Annotated in this window: 16 protein-coding genes; 13 read left to right on the top strand and 3 right to left on the bottom strand. The window is 69.1% G+C overall.

Annotated features, from left to right (window positions below; translation table 11 throughout):
- Window positions 1-561: 561 nt before the first annotated feature.
- The 4 genes from J7F03_RS19395 (at window position 562) to J7F03_RS19380 (ending at window position 4,743) form a co-directional block, all read left to right on the top strand.
- Window positions 562-1,131, top strand: a complete 570-nt coding sequence (locus tag J7F03_RS19395) for a M57 family metalloprotease (RefSeq protein ID WP_214951057.1) — start codon at window positions 562-564, stop codon at window positions 1,129-1,131.
- On the top strand, window positions 1,131-1,685 hold the full coding sequence (locus tag J7F03_RS19390) for a hypothetical protein (protein WP_214951055.1): 555 nt from the start codon (window positions 1,131-1,133) through the stop codon (window positions 1,683-1,685). Before J7F03_RS19395 ends, J7F03_RS19390 begins: the two co-directional genes overlap by 1 nt.
- 570 nt (window positions 1,686-2,255) lie before the next feature.
- A complete protein-coding gene (locus tag J7F03_RS19385) occupies window positions 2,256-3,140 on the top strand; it encodes a glutaminyl-peptide cyclotransferase (RefSeq protein WP_308379742.1) in 885 nt (294 codons plus the stop codon).
- A gap of 187 nt (window positions 3,141-3,327) precedes the next feature.
- A complete protein-coding gene (locus J7F03_RS19380) occupies window positions 3,328-4,743 on the top strand; it encodes an amidase (RefSeq protein ID WP_214951052.1) in 1,416 nt (471 codons plus the stop codon).
- A gap of 117 nt (window positions 4,744-4,860) precedes the next feature.
- On the opposite strand, the gene J7F03_RS19375 is transcribed toward J7F03_RS19380, so the two are convergent.
- Window positions 4,861-5,523 carry a deoxynucleoside kinase gene (locus J7F03_RS19375; RefSeq protein ID WP_214951049.1) on the bottom strand — a complete coding sequence of 221 codons (663 nt, stop codon included), beginning with the start codon at window positions 5,521-5,523 and terminating at the stop codon, window positions 4,861-4,863.
- 484 nt (window positions 5,524-6,007) lie between these two features.
- Here J7F03_RS19375 and J7F03_RS19370 point away from each other — a divergent pair, with 484 nt between their 5' ends.
- From J7F03_RS19370 to J7F03_RS19355, 4 genes are all read left to right on the top strand, one after another.
- Window positions 6,008-6,673 (top strand): TetR/AcrR family transcriptional regulator, encoded by a 666-nt coding sequence (locus J7F03_RS19370; RefSeq protein WP_214951047.1) that lies wholly within the window; start codon window positions 6,008-6,010, stop codon window positions 6,671-6,673.
- A gap of 3 nt (window positions 6,674-6,676) precedes the next feature.
- Window positions 6,677-7,642, top strand: coding sequence for a lipase family protein (locus J7F03_RS19365; protein ID WP_214951168.1), 966 nt, complete (start codon window positions 6,677-6,679; stop codon window positions 7,640-7,642).
- A gap of 616 nt (window positions 7,643-8,258) precedes the next feature.
- Complete coding sequence (locus J7F03_RS19360) at window positions 8,259-10,592, top strand: M9 family metallopeptidase (RefSeq protein WP_214951045.1); 2,334 nt, start codon at window positions 8,259-8,261, stop codon at window positions 10,590-10,592.
- An 897-nt stretch (window positions 10,593-11,489) separates the two neighbouring features.
- On the top strand, window positions 11,490-11,639 hold the full coding sequence (locus J7F03_RS19355) for a hypothetical protein (RefSeq protein WP_214951043.1): 150 nt from the start codon (window positions 11,490-11,492) through the stop codon (window positions 11,637-11,639).
- Window positions 11,640-12,055: 416 nt separating this feature from the next.
- On the opposite strand, the gene J7F03_RS19350 is transcribed toward J7F03_RS19355, so the two are convergent.
- Together J7F03_RS19350 and J7F03_RS19345 are read right to left on the bottom strand one after the other, a co-directional pair.
- Complete coding sequence (locus J7F03_RS19350) at window positions 12,056-12,520, bottom strand: hypothetical protein (RefSeq protein ID WP_214951041.1); 465 nt, start codon at window positions 12,518-12,520, stop codon at window positions 12,056-12,058.
- Between the two features lie 122 nt (window positions 12,521-12,642).
- Entirely contained in the window at window positions 12,643-13,953 is a 1,311-nt protein-coding gene (locus J7F03_RS19345; RefSeq protein ID WP_214951039.1) for a hypothetical protein, read from the bottom strand.
- A gap of 86 nt (window positions 13,954-14,039) precedes the next feature.
- Between J7F03_RS19345 and J7F03_RS42670 the strand changes: the two genes are divergently transcribed.
- The 5 genes from J7F03_RS42670 to J7F03_RS19320 all read left to right on the top strand — a co-directional run bounded on the left by J7F03_RS42670 (window position 14,040) and on the right by J7F03_RS19320 (window position 18,002).
- A complete protein-coding gene (locus J7F03_RS42670; RefSeq protein WP_374104364.1) occupies window positions 14,040-14,561 on the top strand; it encodes a hypothetical protein in 522 nt (173 codons plus the stop codon).
- A complete protein-coding gene (locus J7F03_RS19335; protein ID WP_214951035.1) occupies window positions 14,558-15,262 on the top strand; it encodes a VanZ family protein in 705 nt (234 codons plus the stop codon). The genes J7F03_RS42670 and J7F03_RS19335 overlap by 4 nt, the downstream gene beginning before the upstream one ends.
- Before the next feature lie 68 nt (window positions 15,263-15,330).
- The gene (locus J7F03_RS19330; protein ID WP_214951033.1) at window positions 15,331-16,047 is read left to right on the top strand and encodes a response regulator transcription factor; all 717 of its coding nucleotides are present in this window, start codon (window positions 15,331-15,333) and stop codon (window positions 16,045-16,047) included.
- Window positions 16,040-17,119, top strand: coding sequence for a HAMP domain-containing sensor histidine kinase (locus J7F03_RS19325; RefSeq protein ID WP_214951031.1), 1,080 nt, complete (start codon window positions 16,040-16,042; stop codon window positions 17,117-17,119). Before J7F03_RS19330 ends, J7F03_RS19325 begins: the two co-directional genes overlap by 8 nt.
- Before the next feature lie 319 nt (window positions 17,120-17,438).
- On the top strand, window positions 17,439-18,002 hold the full coding sequence (locus J7F03_RS19320) for a dihydrofolate reductase family protein (RefSeq protein WP_214951029.1): 564 nt from the start codon (window positions 17,439-17,441) through the stop codon (window positions 18,000-18,002).
- Window positions 18,003-18,024 lie beyond the last annotated feature (22 nt).

Below are 18,024 nucleotides of genomic sequence, written 5' to 3'. Positions count from 1 at the left end.
CGGAGGTCATCGCGCCGCCGGCGTCCTTCGCGCCCGCGTCGTCGCCGCAGGCGGTCAGGCCGAGCGAGAGGGGGCGACGGCGAGCGCGGCCACGGCGGTGGTGCGGGTCCTGTGCTGGATGCGCATGGTGGTGATCCCCCGTGGAACGAAGTGGTCGGTGCGGTATCCAGCCTCCGCCTCAGCCCTGTCGTGCCACTACCGCCCCGCTTGCGTTTCCCTAACGTCCCGCCGCGAGCCACCCAGCTTGACGGTAGGCGTCCCGGTCAAAGGCCGTGGCCTGCCGCCTGACCGACCATACTTCCTGCGCTTGGCGATCTGGTCGACCGGCTGCGGAATCACCGCCCGGATCGCACGGACGACGCAGGTGGGCTCGGATCACACTCGGATCACACGAGAGGAGTGAGCCGCGACGTCGTCGCCACCGAGATCGGGAAGGCGCTCTGGACCCGGCCCGGAGGTGGGGCAGCCGCATCGTTTCTCCGGTGAAGCCCGTCACTCGCCAGGGTGAGGCGCCCCCGTTGGGGGTCGAGCCGGCGGTGGCAGAGGCGATATCACCGGGCGATGAGCACCCATCTCCGCTGGGGCCTGGCGGTGGCCGCCGCCGCGCTGCTGGTCGCGCCGCCACCGGCAGTTGCCCTCGTGAACCCCGCACCGTGCATCGCCAAGAGCGGGACCGACGCGACGGAGACCCGCGAGGACTCCTCTGTCGACGAGGACGAGATCCGCTACTCGGACTCGACCAAGTACGACGACGCGATCAAGTACGCGATCAAGGCATGGCAGTACTCAGGGTCGAAGATCAAGATTCTCCCGGACACCGGGACGACGGTGAACGATCTGGAGTTCGCCGACTATTCCGACACGAAGTCGACCGCAGCCGGGTACTGGCAGCGGCGCCCGCAGGTCGCGGCGACCGACTACATCCGCTTCAACAAGGCGAAGATGGACAACTACGACACCCAGAAGAAGCGGGAGGTCGCCGCGCACGAGCTGGGCCACGCTCTCGGCCTGTGCCACAAGAGCGGCAGCAAGCCCAATCCCGTGACGTCATTGATGTGGCCGGAGGTGCACTCGCTGTTCGCCGACCCGACGGACGTCGACAAGGCCAACTACAAGAAGCTGTGGGGCTGATGCGTACAAGGAATTGGCTGGTGGGCGGGCTGGCCACCACCGTCGTAGTACTCGGCGCGGGCGGCTGGTACTACGCCGGCTCGCAGGACGAGCCGCACGTGGACGCGGTCTGTGACCTCGACACCTCGACGGATGCGAAGCTCGCGATGGCCGCGTACGGCATCGCGATCGTGGAGCCGGTGGCAGCCGCCCGGCACAAGGTGGAGAACGGCTCGTCGTTCCTGGTGTCGGACGTGAAGGTGATCAAGGCGGTGAAAGGGCCGTTCCCCGGGACGCTGCCACTCACGCAGGCCGTGGAGGACGACGGCGCCCCCGGGTCGTACACCGCCAGGCAGCCGGAGCGGAACGTGCTCATGGAACCGGGCGGGCAGTACGTCTCCGTCGTCTTGTTCGGGGACACGACGGCAGCACCCGGTACCGAGACCTTCTCCTCTTACACGCAGCCCGTCAGACGGGGGCTCGACGGTGAGGTGTCGTACTGGAAACAGGCCACCGCGGCGAGCCCTGACACCGCGATGCGCCCGGAGTGCCACGACACGGTGACCACCGACTGACACGCCACCCTCCACCGCCACCACCAGTACCCGAATCACCAGCCACTTCCAACGCCGCGCGGCATGGGTACGCGAAGCCGCCACGGATGACAGCACCGGGCGACCCAGCCGCTGACATGGCCCTGCGCTCCAAGCGAAAGTCGTCCGGGGCCAGGCCGGGCCGCCGCCCGCGAGCCGCGCCACCAGGGACCTGCCCGCTGTGGTGGCCGACGGTCCCCGGTGCTCAACATCGCCCTGCCGTTCGCTGCGGGTTCCGTCCCCGCGAACGCTGCGCAGGGGTTCCCGTATTGGACACCGTAGTCACGGACACCGGCGGGACCTGCAACGGTGGCAACGGCGGCGGAGGTGGAGGCGGTTCACTCCTGCCCGTCAACCTCAATGGCGTCTTCACCATGTTCAGCAACATCAGCACGAACAAGATCACCCGAGCGAGGGCGCCGGGCATCTCGCACGTCTCGTGCCGGAGGGGAGGACACCGTGCGCCGAGGAACAGGAGCCGCACACCGCCCTGCGCTCGCGGTCTCCCATGGGAAGTCACCGTTGCTGTCGCCCGGCCCGAACGCTCCTGAAGTGAACCCCGAGCCCAGCGCCACACGTTTGCGGCGAACCGGATCGGGCAACCGCCCGCGGGCGGTCGTGGCAGCGGTACTGCTTGTTGTTGCGCTCCTCTCAGGTACTGGCGGAGCGCACACCCCTGGCGGCCATGACCACGCCGCGCAAGCAGCGACCCTTGAGCCCCGCACGCACCGCGTCCAGTTGCTGCGGGCGGAGGTGCGAGGCAGTCTGCCCCACGATCCGAAGGCATTCACCCAGGGTCTGGAGTTCCGCAACGGCACGCTCTACGAGAGCACGGGCCTGGTCGGCCAGTCCTCCCTTCGCGCTGGACCACCCGGCAAGCCGGCCACTGTGTCAGCCGAGCTGCCGGCGCCCCTGTTCGGCGAGGGAATCACCCTCTCCGGCACCAAGCTCTGGCAGCTCACGTGGCGCAATGGCATCGCCATCGAGCGCAACCCCATCACACTCGAAGAGCGCCGCCGGGTCAGCTACCAGGGCGAGGGCTGGGGATTGTGCCGCCTACGCGCAGCCACGCGGGAGTGGCTGGTGATGAGCGATGGCACCGACCGGCTCACCTTCCGCGACCCCGACACCTTCAGGGCCACGGGCGGCGTCAATGTCCGCCAAGACGGCCAAGCGATGACACGGCTCAACGAGCTGGAATGCGCGCCCGACGGCTTCGTCTACGCCAACGTGTATGGGACGGACACCATCGTGCGCATCGACGTGCAGACCGGCACCGTCACCGCCCGCATCGACGCCTCCGGACTCCTCACCGCGTCAGAACGCCGGGCAAGCCGGCACCTCAACGGCATCGCCGCCGTGCCAGGAACCGATCATTTCCTGATCACCGGCAAACTTTGGCCGCGTATGTTCCAGGTTGCCTTCGTCCCGAGGTGAGGACTAGCAGCCAACCGACCACAAGCCCTCCCCCACCAGGTGGGGCGCGCCCGCCGCCACCGACGCCCACCCGCTGCCACCGGCCCGCACATTCACACATCGAATGGGCCGGCGAACTCCTCGCGTGTTACTTGACGGTAGGGAATGATGGCGGACGACCATCCACACGGCGGGGGCTGAGGCAGCGGTGACGACTTTCAACGAACGGACCATCGTGCACGCTTTTCGGGACGACGCCCTGGGAGAGCACGACGCCGTCGGTCTCGCCGCGGCGATCCGGCGAGGTGAGATCTCCCCCGCCGAGGCGGCCCGGGACGCCAGAGAGCGGGTGCGGGCGGTTGACGCACGGCTGGGCGCGGTCCAGGTGCACGTCGACAGCCCGGCGCACGCCGCCGGAACGGGCGGTGCCTTCGCCGGGGTGCCGACCTTCGTCAAGGACAACACCGACTACCAGGGGCTGCCCACGGGCCACGGCAGCGCCGCCTTCCGGCCGAGGGCGGCGCGGCGGCACGCGCCCTTCACCCAGCAGCTCCTGAGCAGCGGCGTCACGGTACTGGGCAAGACCCGGCTGCCCGAGTTCGGTTTCAGTCCGACCACCGAGTACGACGGTGCGGAGCCGGTGCACAACCCATGGCACACGGGCTACTCGGCGGGCGGTTCGTCGGGCGGCAGCGCGGCGCTGGTCGCTGCCGGTGCCGTGCCGATCGCGCACGCCAACGACGGCGGCGGCTCGATCCGGATACCCGCCGCCTGCTGCGGACTCGTCGGCCTCAAGCCGACCCGTGGCCGCGTCGTGGCGAGTGCCCTGGGCCGCCAGCTGCCGCTCGACATCATCTCCGACGGAATCGTGAGCCGTTCCGTGCGGGACGCCGCCGCGTTCCTCGCCGCCGCGGAGACGTACCGGCGGAGCCCCAAGCTGCCGCCCCTCGGCCTGGTCGAAGGCCCCTCGGGGCGACGGTTGCGTATCGGGTTCGTGCTGGACTCGCCGAACGGTGTTCATTCCGACGCTGCCACCCGGGCGGCGGTCACGGAGGCCGTGGCCACACTCGGACGGCTCGGACACACCGTGGAGCCGGTGGAGTTGGGCATGGAACCGAACTTCACCGACGACTTCCTCACGTACTGGGGGATGCTGTCCTTCCTCCTCGGCGTCACGGGCCGGACCCTCGGCGCGGACTTCGACCACCGCCGCATGGACGGCCTCAGCCGGGGGCTGCGGGAGGAGTATCTGCGGAACTGGCGGCGGACTCCCGGCGTGCTGCGGCGGTTGAAGCGTACGAAGGAGGCGTACGCGGCGTCCTTCCGCGGGCTCGACCTCGTCCTGTCGCCCGTGCTCGCCCACACCACGCCACCGATCGGCCACCTCAGCCCGACCGTTCCCTACGCGAAGCTGATCGAGCGGATCCTCGCGTACGTGGCGTTCACACCGGTCGACAACGTCGTCGGTACTCCGTCGGTCTCGGTTCCGGCCGCGGGCGCGACGACGGACGGGCTTCCCATCGGCGTCATGTTCTCCGCCCGCCCCGGCGGTGAGCGGAAGCTGCTGGAGATCGCGTTCGAACTGGAAGCCGACCGGCCCTTCCGGCGCATCCAGGACCAGTGACATCGACGCTGTCCGCCGATCCGACAAGGGCCCGGCCGGGCCCGGACGCACCTGGTAGGGCCGGCCGCCGGTCCCCGGCGGCCGGCCCGGCATCCGGGACCCCCGCGTGGAACGGCTTCAGACCCGGGGTCCGCCCGCCGTCAGGGCGTCCTTGACCTCCCGCACCACGCGGGCCGCGTCCTCGGGGTTGTTCACCACATCTGTGTGGTTCATGTCGACGACGAGAACGTCGCTGGCCGAGTAGTGCTTGTGCACCCAGTCGTCGTAGCCGGACCACAGCGTGCGGTAGTACTCGACGAGGCTCTCGTCCTGCTCGAAATCGCGGCCCCGCAGCCCGATACGATGCAGCACCGTCTCGAAGTCCGCCTTGAGGTAGACCATGAGATCGGGTGCCTTGCGGTACGGCAGGCCGTCGATCTCGCGCATCATCTCGTCGAGCAGTCCCTCGTACACCCGCATCTCGAGGGAGCTGATCCGGCCCAGGTCGTGATTGACCTTGGCGAAGTACCAGTCCTCGTAGATGGACCGGTCAAGGACGTTGTCGCCCTGCTTGTACGCCTCCTTGATCGAGGCGAACCGTGTCTGCAGGAAGTAGAGCTGGAGCAGGAAGGGGTAGCGCTTCGCCTGGATCTCCTCGGGGCTCGACGTGTAGAAGAGCGGAAGGATCGGATTGTCTTCCACGCTCTCGTAGAAGACTTCACTGCCCAGCTCCTTGGCGAGCAGTTCGGCGACGCTCGTCTTGCCGATTCCGATCATGCCTCCGACGCAGATCACTGGCATACCTCACTTCTCCCTGGGGTTCTTCTGTTCGCGGGCGCGTGGGCTGGGCGCCCCGCACCACTGAGACGCGTGTCGGCGGTCACTCGATTCCCCAAAATCTTCATGATCATCGTCCTGCGGTCCCCGTCCGGACCAAGGCCCGGACGCAGGACGCCCTCCCCGACCGGCCAGACCGTTCCGCAGTTGCCGCGTACAGCGACGAGCCACCGCCCCGCGGCCGCCTTGAAGCATAAATGACGCCTCGCCCCACGCCGGCCAGAGCGCCGGCACCCACCTCACCTCGCTCTCCGGCGCCGTCACGTCGGCCGCCCCACCGGCCCCGCCGAGAGCGGAAAGATCTTCGAACCCTTCGGGCCGGGTGCCGTTCGGGGTGTCCGGCCCGGGTTGGTCGGGTCAGCGGCGCAGTGTCGCGTGCCGGGCGACCTTCCGCAGTAGCCCGTGCCTCGGCGTAGACGGAAAAGTGAACTCGACTAGCGTTTCGAGCATGGACCCCGAGCGTGCCGCACGGCTCGACAACATCCGTACCCCGCACGGCCGTTACGCGAAGGGCGTCCGCCGCCGCAACGAGATTCTGGCGGTGGCGCTGGAGGTCTTCGCGATGCTCGGCGAGAAGGGCGCGCTGATCAAGGAGATCGCCGACCGCATGGGCATGTCCCAGGCCGGCGTCCTGCGCTACTTCGGCTCGCGTGAGGGCTTGTTGATCTGGGCCCTGGCCGAGCGCGACAGGCTCGCCAAGGAACGCATCGCCCAGGAGTCCTACGGAGACCCGATCTCGCCGATGGCCGCGACGCTGCGCCGCAGCGGCGATGTGGCCGGTCTGGTGCGCCTGTACGTGAGCATGGCGGCCGCGTCGGGGTTCCCCGATCACCCGGCGCGCGACTTCTTCGAGGTCCGCAACGGCGACATCCTCATCGCCCTGCGCGACGGCCTCGCCGAACTGCAACACGAGGGCCGCATCCGCCCCGACATCGCCCCCGACGCAATCGCCCGGCTGGCCCTTGCCGCCGCGGACGGCATCCAGCACCAGTGGCTGCTCGACCCCACCGTGGACATGGGGGGCGTCATCGACACCATCGTCGCCTTGGTCGTGGACGTCACGCCGTCTCCCGAGGCATCGGCCGTCGAGGTGCACGTACCGCCGCCTTCCTGACGAATATCGCCGCAACCCCGTACGAGACGGCCGCACCGCGCGGCCCGGAACCGCCCCGCCCAGGTCAGAGCCTGCATCCGGCGGCGCCGAACGGCAGCCGCGTACGCGAAGGAGATCGTCCTTGACGCACGGACAGAGCCACCTCCCCGGCACCATGCGAACGGTTCCGCTCCCGCCGAGTACCCGGTCGGGCCCGCAGAGCGGACGCGGCAGGCAGAGAGCGGCGTTGGTCCGGGCGTCCCGCTGGGCCGTCAAGTCAGGCACCCGTACCTGAACGGCAAGTCCGCCGCGTACGCCACGCTCGACATCCTTCGCGCCGCTCACGGGATCGACCCGGGGGCAGGCGCGACAGCGCTCGTCTACGGCGGATCACAGGGCGGGCACGCGGCGCTGTGGACCGCGCACTACGCCGATGAGTACGCTCCCGACGTCGACCTCAAGGGCGTGGTCGCCAACGCGCCGGCGGTCGGATTCGAGTGGATGCCCGCCCTGTTCGCCCAGCAGAACGCGATGGCCACCCCCTACGCCGGGATGCTGCTGCTAATCAACGGGGCCTCGGCAGCCGACCCGGCTGTCAAGCCCGCCGAACTCCTCACCCCCGACGCACTGGCCGCCGCAGACCGCGTCTGGACGGAATCCTGCATCGTCGGCGACACCGTGCTCCCGCCCGCCGAAGACATCCTCCGACCCGGCGTCGATCTGGGACCGCTCAACGCCGCCCTCAAGGGCAGCGCCGGCAACGAGGTCACCACCAAGGTCCCAGTGCTGTTGCCGCAGGGCGGCAACGATGTGCTGAGCAGCCTGAACCAGGCGCTCGCCCGGCAACTGTGCGACAAGGGCGTGAACCTGGAGTTCAAGTACTACGCCGACCAGGGGCACACCATCAGCGACGACCCGCTGGACGACGCGATCGCCTTGATGGACGCCCGGCGCTTCGGTACGCCGGTTGCCGCGAGCTGCGTGTTCTGAGCGGTTGCGGGGCTGCCTGGGCTCACGCCTGGATGAAGAACGACGTCTACACCGAGGCCATCAAAGCGGGCCTGGCTCACACGACTGCATTCCACATGCCGCGTTCCGCGGATGAGGATGCTCCCGCCCGCCCTCGCCGCGTGGGTGGTGCAGGTGTGACATCGAGCTGTTGCTCGGTGCGCTCGCGCCAACTCCGGTACCAGTACGCGAAGTCATGCCCGGTCGGCTCGATCCCTCGGTCTGCCGGTCTCAGGTCCTCCCGGAGCTGTTCCTCGTCCATGACCGGACCGAGCCGAAAGCCATGCCCCTGCGCACCGAAGACCTCGTCTGCCCTGGGGTGTTCGACGAACGTGGCGGTGCCGGCCACGAGGCCGGGGTACTCGTACGCACCCCGCCACAACACCCGGCCCGCGACCCGTCACACCCCGGATCACGCCAACCAGACCAGCACCGACACACCAAGACCGGCTGTTTCTCACACCACTTGCCGAACCCGAGAGATCGCAATCTGGCCAAAAGTCTTCCGGCGCGGTGCGACATGTGAAATTTTACATGTCACACACCAACTGCCCGTGTCCCCAGCACGCGGCCACAACGGCCCCGGAGGCCCCCACAGATGCATCCGTTCCGGATATCGAAGGCCAACGCGCGCAGACTTCCGGCGCTCGGCGCAGCCGTCTTCATTACGCTCGGCCTGTTCGCGCCACAGAGCCAGGCCGCCTCCGTCGGTACCACGACCCCGGCCGGTGCGAACGCAAGGGGAACCGCGGCCTCGGCGCCGCGGTCGATCCCGGTCCCCAAGTCGCCCGATGCGATGAGCAACGGCTCCCGCTTCCGGATCTCCTCGCAGGACAGTGCCGAGGAGTCCGCCCCGGCACCCGCCCCGACCGTCGAGCCCGTCAAGGGCGACAAGGCCGACAAGCAGTCCTCGGCCGCCGCCGGCGACGAGTGCGGCGACATCTCCGGCGTGATCAACGCCACGGGCAGCGCGTTGGTCCAGCAGCTCAAGGCCCTCCCCCGGATCGCCTGTACCTACCCGCTGTTCAGCCTCACCGGGGAGAACGCGCAAAAGGCCTTCCGTGAAGCCCAGATGGTGACCGTCGCCAACGCGCTGCGCGACGCCTCCGCCACCTACACGGGCAACAACAGCGCCGCCATCGGGCAGCTGGTGCTGTTCCTGCGCGCCGGCTACTACGTGCAGGACAACCACGCGAACGTCGTCGGCGACTACGGCACGGCGCTGGACGGCGCGGCGCTCGGCGCGCTGGACGCCTTCTTCGCCTCCCCGCGCAGCAAGGACGTCAGCGACGCCAACGGCGAGATCTTCAACGAGGTCGTCACGCTGATCGACAGCACCCACGCGGCCGGCCGGTACGCCGGCGTCGTCAAGTGGATGCTCGGCAGCTACGACGGCACGTGGCCCGGCCAGATGAACCTCGCTATGCAGCACGTCGAGTGGGTCGTCGAGAACGGCTTCAAGGCCAAGAACGACGACCGCGGCTGGCGGGCCGCCCTCAAGGCCGACCCCACCATCCTCAACACCTGGGCCGGCTTCATCACGCGCAACAGCGCGCAGCTGAACCGCTTGGACGTCGTCAGCAACGTCGGCCGCTACCTCGGCTACGCCCTCGACGTCCCCGAGCTCAAGGACCGGGTCCGGCCGCTGCTGAAGGACCTGATCAACCGCTACCCGAACGTCGGCCCCACCGCGCCGATCACCATGAACCTGGGCTGGTACACGCGCCAGTACGACAGGAACAACTGCGCGGCCTACGCCATCTGCGACCTGGGCGACCGCGTGCTCCCGGCGATCCTGCCGATCCAGCACACGTGCACCCCGGGCCTGAAGATCCACGCCCAGGACATGTCCCCCGGACAGCTGGCCGGCACCTGCACCAGCCTGGTCAACCAGGACGCCTACTTCCACCGGGTCATCGGCGACAAGGGCGCGATCCCCGGTGACGTGAACACCAACCTCGAGGTCGTCGTCTTCGACGACTACACCCAGTACTCGCTGTACGCATGGGCCATCTACAACATCGACGTCGACAACGGCGGCATGTACGAGGAGGGCAACCCGGCCGCCGCCGGCAACCAGGCCCGCTTCATCGCCCACGAGGCCCACTGGCTGCGCCCGGACTTCCAGATCTGGAACCTCAACCACGAGTACACCCACTACCTCGACGGCCGCTACAACATGGCCGGCGACTTCGAGGCCAGCCTGACCACCCCGACCATCTGGTGGGTCGAGGGCATCGCCGAGAACATCTCGTTCGGCTACCGCAACGAGCGCAACGCCGACGCGATCGCCGAGGCCGGCAAGAAGACCTACAAGCTCAGCGACCTGTTCGACACCGTCTACAACCAGGACGGGGACCCCGAGGTCAACTCGAACCGGGTCTACCGTTGGGGCTTCCTCGCGGTCCGCTACATGCTCCAGGCGCACCCCGCCGACGTGGAGACCGTGCTCAACAAGTACCGCGCCGGTGACTGGAACGGTGCCCGCACCTTCCTGAAGCAGACCATCGGCACCGGCTACGACGCCGGCTTCGCCACCTGGCTGACGACCGCCTGCGCGACCAACGACTGCGGCCCCCTGCCGGAGGCCTCGTCCACCCCGCTCTGCACCATCAGCGACCCCCGTCAGTTCGACAAGAACTGCCGCCGGGACAACCTCGCGGCCGCCACCGGCAACTACAGCTACCACTTCGTGTACCTGCCGGCCGGCGTCAAGCAGCTGACCATCACCAGTAGCGGCGGCACCGGCAACAGCGACCTGTACTACGGCGGCAGCAACTGGGCCACCACCAGCAGCTACCAGGCGAAGTCCACCAACGCCGGCAACGGCGAGACCCTGACGATCGACAACCCGCCGGCTGGCTGGGTCTACTTCAGCCTCGCCGCCGCGCAGGACTTCAGCGGTGTGAGCGTCTCCACTCAGTCCAAGTGAGCCGGTCCGCCGGGGCCGGCCGAGCCGGCCGGGCTTCGGCGAACGAGGATCCGCTGAACAGGGATCCGCTCGGCAAGGAGGGCCCCGCCGCACCGGCGCTGCCGGCCACCGGGGCCTGAACACGAACGGCGGTCCTTGCCATCCGATCGCGGATGGCAAGGACCGCCGTTCGTGTTCAGGCGACCGGGTGGACGCGGACGTCCCGCCGCGGCGTACCCGCACCGCCGCCGCCAACCTCCACCGGCGGCAACCCAGTCCGCGTCGCGTCAAGGATCGAACCGATCAGGGCAGCGTCATGATCCCCAGGGCCGGAGGGCACTCCAACTGCCGTCGGCCGCAGCGAACACCAACTCGGAGCCCTCGAAGGCTTCCTGCGCGTTCCATGCGCCACCGGCGCGTTGGCTCCCAGTGGAACGTCGCGCAGCGGATGCTCGCCGATCTCAAGACGCGCGCGCACCCCGGCCCGATGAGCTCCCGGCCATAGCCCCTCCTGCAATAACTGGCATACGTGTCACGGAACCGGAGAACCTGCGGTGCACCCGGTTCCCCTTCGCCAACGGCGGACTCGAACGCGCCGTCACCCCAACCAGGCTGGACGGCTGTCCGAGGTCGTTCGCGTACACCTCCCGCCGCGCCACCACGCACAACCTCGTCACCGGGGTGCTGTCGTGGGCGGTTCGGCTGTTCAGCGACGGGACGAGTAGGTCGGTGCGAGAGCGGGTCAGGGCGCGGGAGGTGGCCGGTGGCGACGACGGGTGGCGCACTGAGCAACCGCGAGCCAGAGGCTTCTGCTGATGTGTCGTCGCCACCTGCCGCAGCATCCGGCTTTACGAACGGCCGCAGGGCTTCTATCTTGAACGTGTTCATATTGAATGCGTTCAAGAAGGTGAGTGGGTCATGGGCGACTACATCATTGTCATGCTGCTGTTCTTCGGTGTGGTCCTTCCCGCGGGCGTGGGCATCGTCGTCGCCTTCGTCAAGGCGTGTGTGGAGCGTCGGGAACTTGGACGGATGCCCCCTCGGGGGACAGCATCGGGTGCGGACTAGCCGAGCCAGGGGCCACACACTCCGGGGCCAAACTCGTCGCTCACTCACGCACTCGTCGCTATGCGGCGGGCTCGCAGACGATGGGGTGACGGGGTGATCGGGTGATCGGGCAGTTCTCGGCTAGCCCGAGGAGGGCCTCTTGCCCGACCCCGGTGGCGGAAGGTCCGCTCGGTGTCCCTACTGGCGCTACGCCGGCTCAGCCGAGGCGCAGGCCCGGCCGGAGCGACGTGCGAAGGAGATCCGGGCGGGCCGCCACAGGCAAGCCGGCATGACCACATGGGCCCCGAGAGAATGCCTCAAGGCCCACGTGTGGCTGCGGACGGTCGCCTGGTCCTGGCCGGTGACGTCAGTCCGTGGCTGCGTCCGGACGCAGCCCGGGGTGATCGTCCACCGACTGGCTACCGGTCTCGGCCGGGTCAGCGCATGACGGAGGAGAAGTTGTCCAGCTGGACCCAGGTGATGGGGCTCTCCGGCCGGGCTCCGAGGATGGTGATCACTCCCCGGATGTCGGCTTCGACGCGGCAGGTGTTCAGGCCGTTGTGGCTGTTGCGGGGGCAGACGCCCCGGGTCATCTTCGGGGTGGTCACCCCATCCGGGAGCGTTCCCAGCTGGAAGTCGGCCGTGAAGGAGCCCTTGATCGTCCCGCGGAGCTGCAGGAACTCCGTCCCCGCGACGCGTACGACGCGCACTTGGGGGTGGGCACCCTCGACGGTGATGTCGGACGCCAGGGTGACCGGCTTCCATTGGACGACGACACCGCTCTCGAACGGTTCGGCGGCCGCGGCCGGCGAGGCGAGGAGCGGCGCGGAGAGGGCGGCGGCGGGGAGGGCTACTCCGGCCGTGAGCAGCGTTCGGCGGCTGGTGCGGGGCGGCGTGAACATGGTGGAACCCTTCAGGGGGTCTGTGGAGACGTGGGAGAGGCGAATCGGGGCGGAGCGGAGCGCCCCCGTGGTCGGCTCGCGGTCGGCGGCCGGGTGGCCGGCGTCGGGCCGGTGGGCGCGCGTCAGCGCCAGGCGGCCGAGAAGCTGTCGAGGTCGACCCAGGTGACCTTGTTGGTCTCGGTGGGTCCGTGGATCTGCAGCTCGCCGGCGGGAGTGACCACCGCCTGGCACACCCCGTGCCCGTAGTACATGTTGCGCGGCACGCTCGCCCGGACCGTCGCCCTGGGAACAAGCTGCGGAGGAAGCTTGGCGACGAGAGTGTCGGAGGTCAGGCCGCAGGTGAAGGAACCGCGTAGCTGGAGCAGCAATCCGTCGGCCACCTCGACCAGCCGTCCCTGCGGGGGCACACCGCCCTGCGCGGTGACGCCGTTGAGTGCGAGGTTGGCCCAGTCGGCGTAGACCCTGACCCCGCCCTGCGACGTGGCGGTCGAGTAAGAGCAGAGCGTCGCCGCGCGCGGGTTCTCGTTGTTGCCGCTGAAGCCGAAGAGAAGCTGGGCCTCCGTGCCGACCTTGGCGACGGCCAGGCCTTCGGGCTCGCGGCGTTCCAGCGTCGGCACGGCGGTGATGTGCTGCTTGACGATGTCGACGAGCCGGCCCTTGTTCTCCGGCGGCCAAGTGCCCACGGTGATGTGGACGTTGTCCTCAGGCCTCATGTCGCCCGTGTAGATGTAGAGGTGGTCGCCGTTGGAGGCGAATCCCTGGTAGCCGACGCCGTACATGTGCGCGACCCGGGGGTCTTCCTTCGGTGGGACCTGGGCCCACCGGATGAGGTTGCTGCCGGCATTGCCGCTGACCGGGTCGATCGGGTACTGGCCGTAGAACCAGCCGAGGTCTTCGGTGCCACCGCCGGCGACCGGCCTCTTCAGTTTGAAGCGGATCGTGACCCGGTGATGGATCGGGTCCACGGTCGGCGCGCACGAGTACGCGAGGGCGCCGGGGTACTCCGCGAGGGTCGGCCGGAACGGCGTGCTGAACTCCTTCTCGGTGGTCGTCATCTCGATCGTCCGCTTGGGGGAGAACGGAACCCGGGTGACGTGTGTGCCGTACTCGTCCACGATGGGACCAGCCTCCGTCCACACATGGGTCCTGCCGTTGATGTGCTGCGCGCCGATCTGGTATCCGTGCCCGAAGCCGTTGAGGTGCATCCACTCGCTGCGCACGCCGGTCCACGGATCGACCCGGTTGATGCAGAAGTTCCCGAGAGCCCTCGAGCCCGTCGGACCCTCGACCCCGCTCTGCAGCTGCGCGATGTAAATGTCACCGGTCACCGGGTCCACGGCCATCGACTGCATGGCCGTTCCGTGATGCAGTGCGGCCCCGCTGAACACCTGTCCCCAGTCCCCGGACAGGTCAAAACGATCTGAACTCGCCATGGTTCCCCCCCTGAAGCATCCCTGTCGGATGCACCCAAATCTCCGTCATCGTATGCGAGCGAAACCGCAGGTCCCGGCGGTGCCCGATGCCGACGGGCAGGGTGACTCCTAGCGCCGCTGCCGCCCCCTGTCCGCCGGGGCAACAAGGCACGTGCGGGTACGCCGTCGGCGGCCAGAATGCCGGCTCCAGCGGCACGGTGGAGTCCTACAACCCCGCCTCCAACGCATGGACAGATCTGCCCCCGGTACCGGCACCCCGCTACCTGCTCGCCGCGTCCGACATGCCGTGTCCGGTGGGTGTGGCCGGAAACTGTGTCTACCCTTCTGGCGGTGTGACTGCCGCCGGCGAGTTCAGCGGCAGCCTGGAAGCCCTCGACCCCCCTGACGCGTCGAATTACCGAAACGGCCGCCGCCGGAGCCCACGCAGCGGCGGACTGCGGCGGCGGACCAGGGCATTGCCAGTAGCCGGGTTGGCGCGATCACCAGCGGCGGGAGCATCTCCATGCCAGCTGCGTCCGTTCCTTGATGCCGGGGATTCCGTGTATCGCGGGCGTATCGAAAATCGCATACGCCACCGCAACGGCCCTCCGTCTCCAATGGGGGCATGAACCACGATGCATCCCCGTCAGCACCGCCCCGCCGCACGCGCAGGGTCGTGCTCCTCGGCCTGGCGATCCTCGCCATGGCGAGCGTCGCGTTCGTCGTGCGGCGGCCGCTCATGATGTCCGCTCCGATGTGCATGGCCGGGCGGTGGCACGGCTGCTTCGACACGTTCAACGGTGTGGTGCTCATGACGTTGGTCGCGCTGCCGTTGGCCGCGCTGGTGGTGTGGGCTCTGGCGCGCCGTCGGCGGGCCGCCGGTGTCACATCGGCGTGGCGGATGTCGCTGGCCGAGGTGGGCATGGTCCACGGGACGGTGCCGTGGATATGGATGACCATGATGCCGGGCGCCGGGGCCGGCACCGTCCCCGGCCGGGTGAGCCTGGTACCGGTGCGGGACCTGGTCACGATGGGGCCGGTCGGGATCGTCGGCAACCTGCTGGTCTTCGCGGCGCTGGGGTTCTTCGCCCCGATGCGGTTCGCGGCGCTGGCGTCCGTGCCGCGGATCCTGGTGCTCGGGGCGGGCTGCTCGGTCCTGGTCGAGACCGCACAGTACGTCCTGCGGCTGGACCGGGTGTCCTCCGTGGACGATGTACTGGTCAACGGCGCCGGCGCCGTACTCGCCGCGCTGGCGTCGCGCCGCTGGTGGCGTACCACGGCGGAGGCGCCGTCGGACCAGCCCCGCCCCGCGCTGGCACCGGCAGGCTGAGTCACGTGTCGGGTGTGCACACGTCTTCGCATACGTCGGCGATATGTTGTGCTGCTTAGGCTTCGGACATGCGCGTACTGATCGTGGAGGACGAGCCCTACCTGGCCGAAGCGGTCCGTGACGGTCTGCGGCTGGAGGCGATCGCCGCCGACATCGCCGGTGACGGCGACTCCGCCCTGGAACTGCTCAGCGTCAACTCCTACGACCTCGCGGTCCTCGACCGCGACATCCCCGGCCCCTCCGGCGACGAGGTCGCCCGGCGCATCGTCGCCTCCGGCAGCGGCATCCCGATCCTCATGCTCACCGCTGCCGACCGGATCGACGACAAGGCTTCCGGGTTCGAGCTCGGCGCCGACGACTACCTCACCAAACCGTTCGAGCTGCGGGAGCTCGTCCTGCGGCTGAGGGCGCTCGACCGAAGGCGCGCGTACGCCCGGCCCCCGGTCCGCGAGATCGCGGGCCTGCGGCTCGACCCCTTCCGCCGGGAGGTCTTCCGCGGCGGACGCTACGTCGCGCTCACCCGCAAACAGTTCGCCGTGCTGGAAGTCCTCGTCGCCGCCGAGGGCGGGGTCGTCAGCGCCGAAGAGCTGCTGGAACGGGCCTGGGACGAGAACGTCGACCCCCTCACCAACGCCGTGCGCATCACCGTCTCCGCACTGCGCAAACGGCTCGGCGAACCATGGATCATCGCCACGGTGCCCGGCGTCGGCTACCGGATCGACACCCGCATGGACACCGTCGCCCCCGGCAGGGCCACCAGCGACCCCGGCAGTACGCATGCATAGAACCCCAGGGCTCAGCGCCCGACTGAAACTCACCCTCAGCTATGCCGGATTCCTCTTCGTCGCCGGCGCTCTCATGCTGGCCGTGGTGTGGGTGTTCCTGCTGCGCTACGTGCCCGACAACTCCCAGGGCCTTCTCGGGGTCGCACCCAACCGCTACCTCCTCGTGCGCATGTTCGCCCCCGCCGCGGCCGCGGCACTGGCCTGCCTGCTCGTGTTCGGCCTCCTGGGGGGATGGATCCTCGCCGGCCGGATGCTCGCACCACTCACACAGATCAGGGATGCGGCACGGATCGCCGGGAACGGGTCGCTGTCCCACCGGATCCGCATGAAGGGCCGCCAGGACGAGTTCCGTGAACTCTCCGACGCGTTCGACTCGATGCTCGAACAACTCGAGTCCCACGTCGCCGAGCAGCAGCGGTTCGCCGCGAACGCCTCCCACGAGCTGCGCACCCCGCTGGCTATCTCGCGGGCGCTCCTCGACGTCGCCCGCAAGGACCCCACACGGGACCGGGGTGAGCTCATCGAACGCCTGCACGTCGTCAATACGCGGGCGATCGACCTCACCGAGGCCCTCCTGCTGCTCAGCCGGGGCGACCGCGGAAACTTCACCCGTGAGAGCATCGACCTCTCCCTCATCGGCGAAGAAGCTGCCGAAACGCTGCTTCCCCTCGCCGAACAGCGCCGGATCACGCTCGACGTCACCGGCGGGGCGGCCCAGACCAGCGGCTCCGCGGAGCTTCTGCTGCGGATGGTGACGAACCTCGTCCAGAACGCCATCGTCCACAACCTCCCCGCCGGCGGCACCGTGACGATCCACACCGAGGCACACGGCGACACGAGCGTGCTGCGGGTCGAGAACACGGGCCGCCGGCTCCCACCGGAGCTGGTACCAACCCTCACCGAACCCTTCCAGCGCGGAACGGAACGCGTACGCACCGACGAGCACGCCGGCGTCGGCCTCGGCCTGGCCATCGTGCAGAGCATCGTCCGCGCCCACGGCGGGACCCTCGACCTCGTCCCCCGCCCCGCCGGCGGTCTCCTCGTCACGGTCTGGCTTCCCTACACGCCGTAGGGCATCGTCCCCGAGAGGGGCCCACTGGATCCTTGACTGCCGGTTCGGTGCAGGCCGGAGTGACCCGTGGCAGCGCTTGGTCATCGTCCGGGCACACGTGGTTCCGGTCGGGCTCCGGGCCCGACCGGAATGTGCGCGAGGTCGTCCTCCTGGGCTAAGGCGGTTCCTTCTGGGCATGGCCGTCCCGGCGTGCCCCGGCCCGGATCCCGCGAGTCGCCATGCGTCCTGCGGGGTCCGGCGGTCAGCGGTCGGCGTCCGGCGTCCGGCGTCCGGCGTCCGGCGGTCGTACTGTCGAACCCGTCACCGAGGAGGGATTCTGATGCGCAGCGTGACCTATTCGATGGGCGTCTCGCTCGACGGCTACATCGTCGGGCCGGACGGCGGCTTCAACTGGACGGCGCCCGACGAGGAGGTCTTTCGCTTCGTCACCGACGAGATTCGAGAGGTCGGCGTCCACCTGTTGGGACGACGGCTGTACGAGACGATGCTGTACTGGGAGACCGCCGACCAGGGCCCATCGCTCGACGACTCGATGCTCGAGTGGGCCTCGATCTGGAAGCCGCTCCCAAAGGTGGTGTTCTCCACCACGCTGTCGGCGGTGCAGGGCAATGCCCGCCTGGCCTCCGGCGACCTGGCGGAGGAGATCGCGCGGTTGCGAGCGGAGCCGGGTGAGGGCGACATCGCGATCGGCGGCGCGACTCTCGCCGCCGAGGCGGCCGCGCTGGGTCTGATCGACGAGTACCGGGCCAGGGTCTACCCGGTGCTGGTCGGCGGTGGCATTCCGTACTTTCCCCAGCGCGAGCGCCGGGTGGATCTCGAACTCGTCGAGACCCGCACCTTCAGCTCGAGAGTCGTCTACCTTCGCTACCGCGTAGCGCGCTAGGTGTTCTGTCCACGGAGGTTGG

Origin of the sequence: Streptomyces sp. ISL-43, from assembly GCF_018614195.1 — a bacterium.
Classification (GTDB): Bacteria; Actinomycetota; Actinomycetes; order Streptomycetales; family Streptomycetaceae; genus Streptomyces.
The sequence above is the reverse complement of the archived record's forward strand: the minus strand, read 5'-3'. Positions and strand labels throughout refer to the sequence as shown.

Excerpts from the sequence above, each read along its gene's own strand:
- J7F03_RS42670 (WP_374104364.1), top strand. The coding sequence starts at position 14,040 with ATGCCGACGGGCAGGGTGACTCCTAGCGCCGCTGCCGCCCCCTGTCCG.
- J7F03_RS19335 (WP_214951035.1), top strand. The coding sequence starts at position 14,558 with ATGAACCACGATGCATCCCCGTCAGCACCGCCCCGCCGCACGCGCAGG.
- J7F03_RS19330 (WP_214951033.1), top strand. The coding sequence starts at position 15,331 with ATGCGCGTACTGATCGTGGAGGACGAGCCCTACCTGGCCGAAGCGGTC.
- J7F03_RS19350 (WP_214951041.1), bottom strand. The coding sequence starts at position 12,520 with ATGTTCACGCCGCCCCGCACCAGCCGCCGAACGCTGCTCACGGCCGGA.
- J7F03_RS19395 (WP_214951057.1), top strand. The coding sequence starts at position 562 with ATGAGCACCCATCTCCGCTGGGGCCTGGCGGTGGCCGCCGCCGCGCTG.
- J7F03_RS19355 (WP_214951043.1), top strand. The coding sequence starts at position 11,490 with ATGGGCGACTACATCATTGTCATGCTGCTGTTCTTCGGTGTGGTCCTT.
- J7F03_RS19345 (WP_214951039.1), bottom strand. The coding sequence starts at position 13,953 with ATGGCGAGTTCAGATCGTTTTGACCTGTCCGGGGACTGGGGACAGGTG.
- J7F03_RS19370 (WP_214951047.1), top strand. The coding sequence starts at position 6,008 with ATGGACCCCGAGCGTGCCGCACGGCTCGACAACATCCGTACCCCGCAC.
- J7F03_RS19320 (WP_214951029.1), top strand. The coding sequence starts at position 17,439 with ATGCGCAGCGTGACCTATTCGATGGGCGTCTCGCTCGACGGCTACATC.
- J7F03_RS19360 (WP_214951045.1), top strand. The coding sequence starts at position 8,259 with ATGCATCCGTTCCGGATATCGAAGGCCAACGCGCGCAGACTTCCGGCG.
- J7F03_RS19375 (WP_214951049.1), bottom strand. The coding sequence starts at position 5,523 with ATGCCAGTGATCTGCGTCGGAGGCATGATCGGAATCGGCAAGACGAGC.
- J7F03_RS19325 (WP_214951031.1), top strand. The coding sequence starts at position 16,040 with ATGCATAGAACCCCAGGGCTCAGCGCCCGACTGAAACTCACCCTCAGC.
- J7F03_RS19390 (WP_214951055.1), top strand. The coding sequence starts at position 1,131 with ATGCGTACAAGGAATTGGCTGGTGGGCGGGCTGGCCACCACCGTCGTA.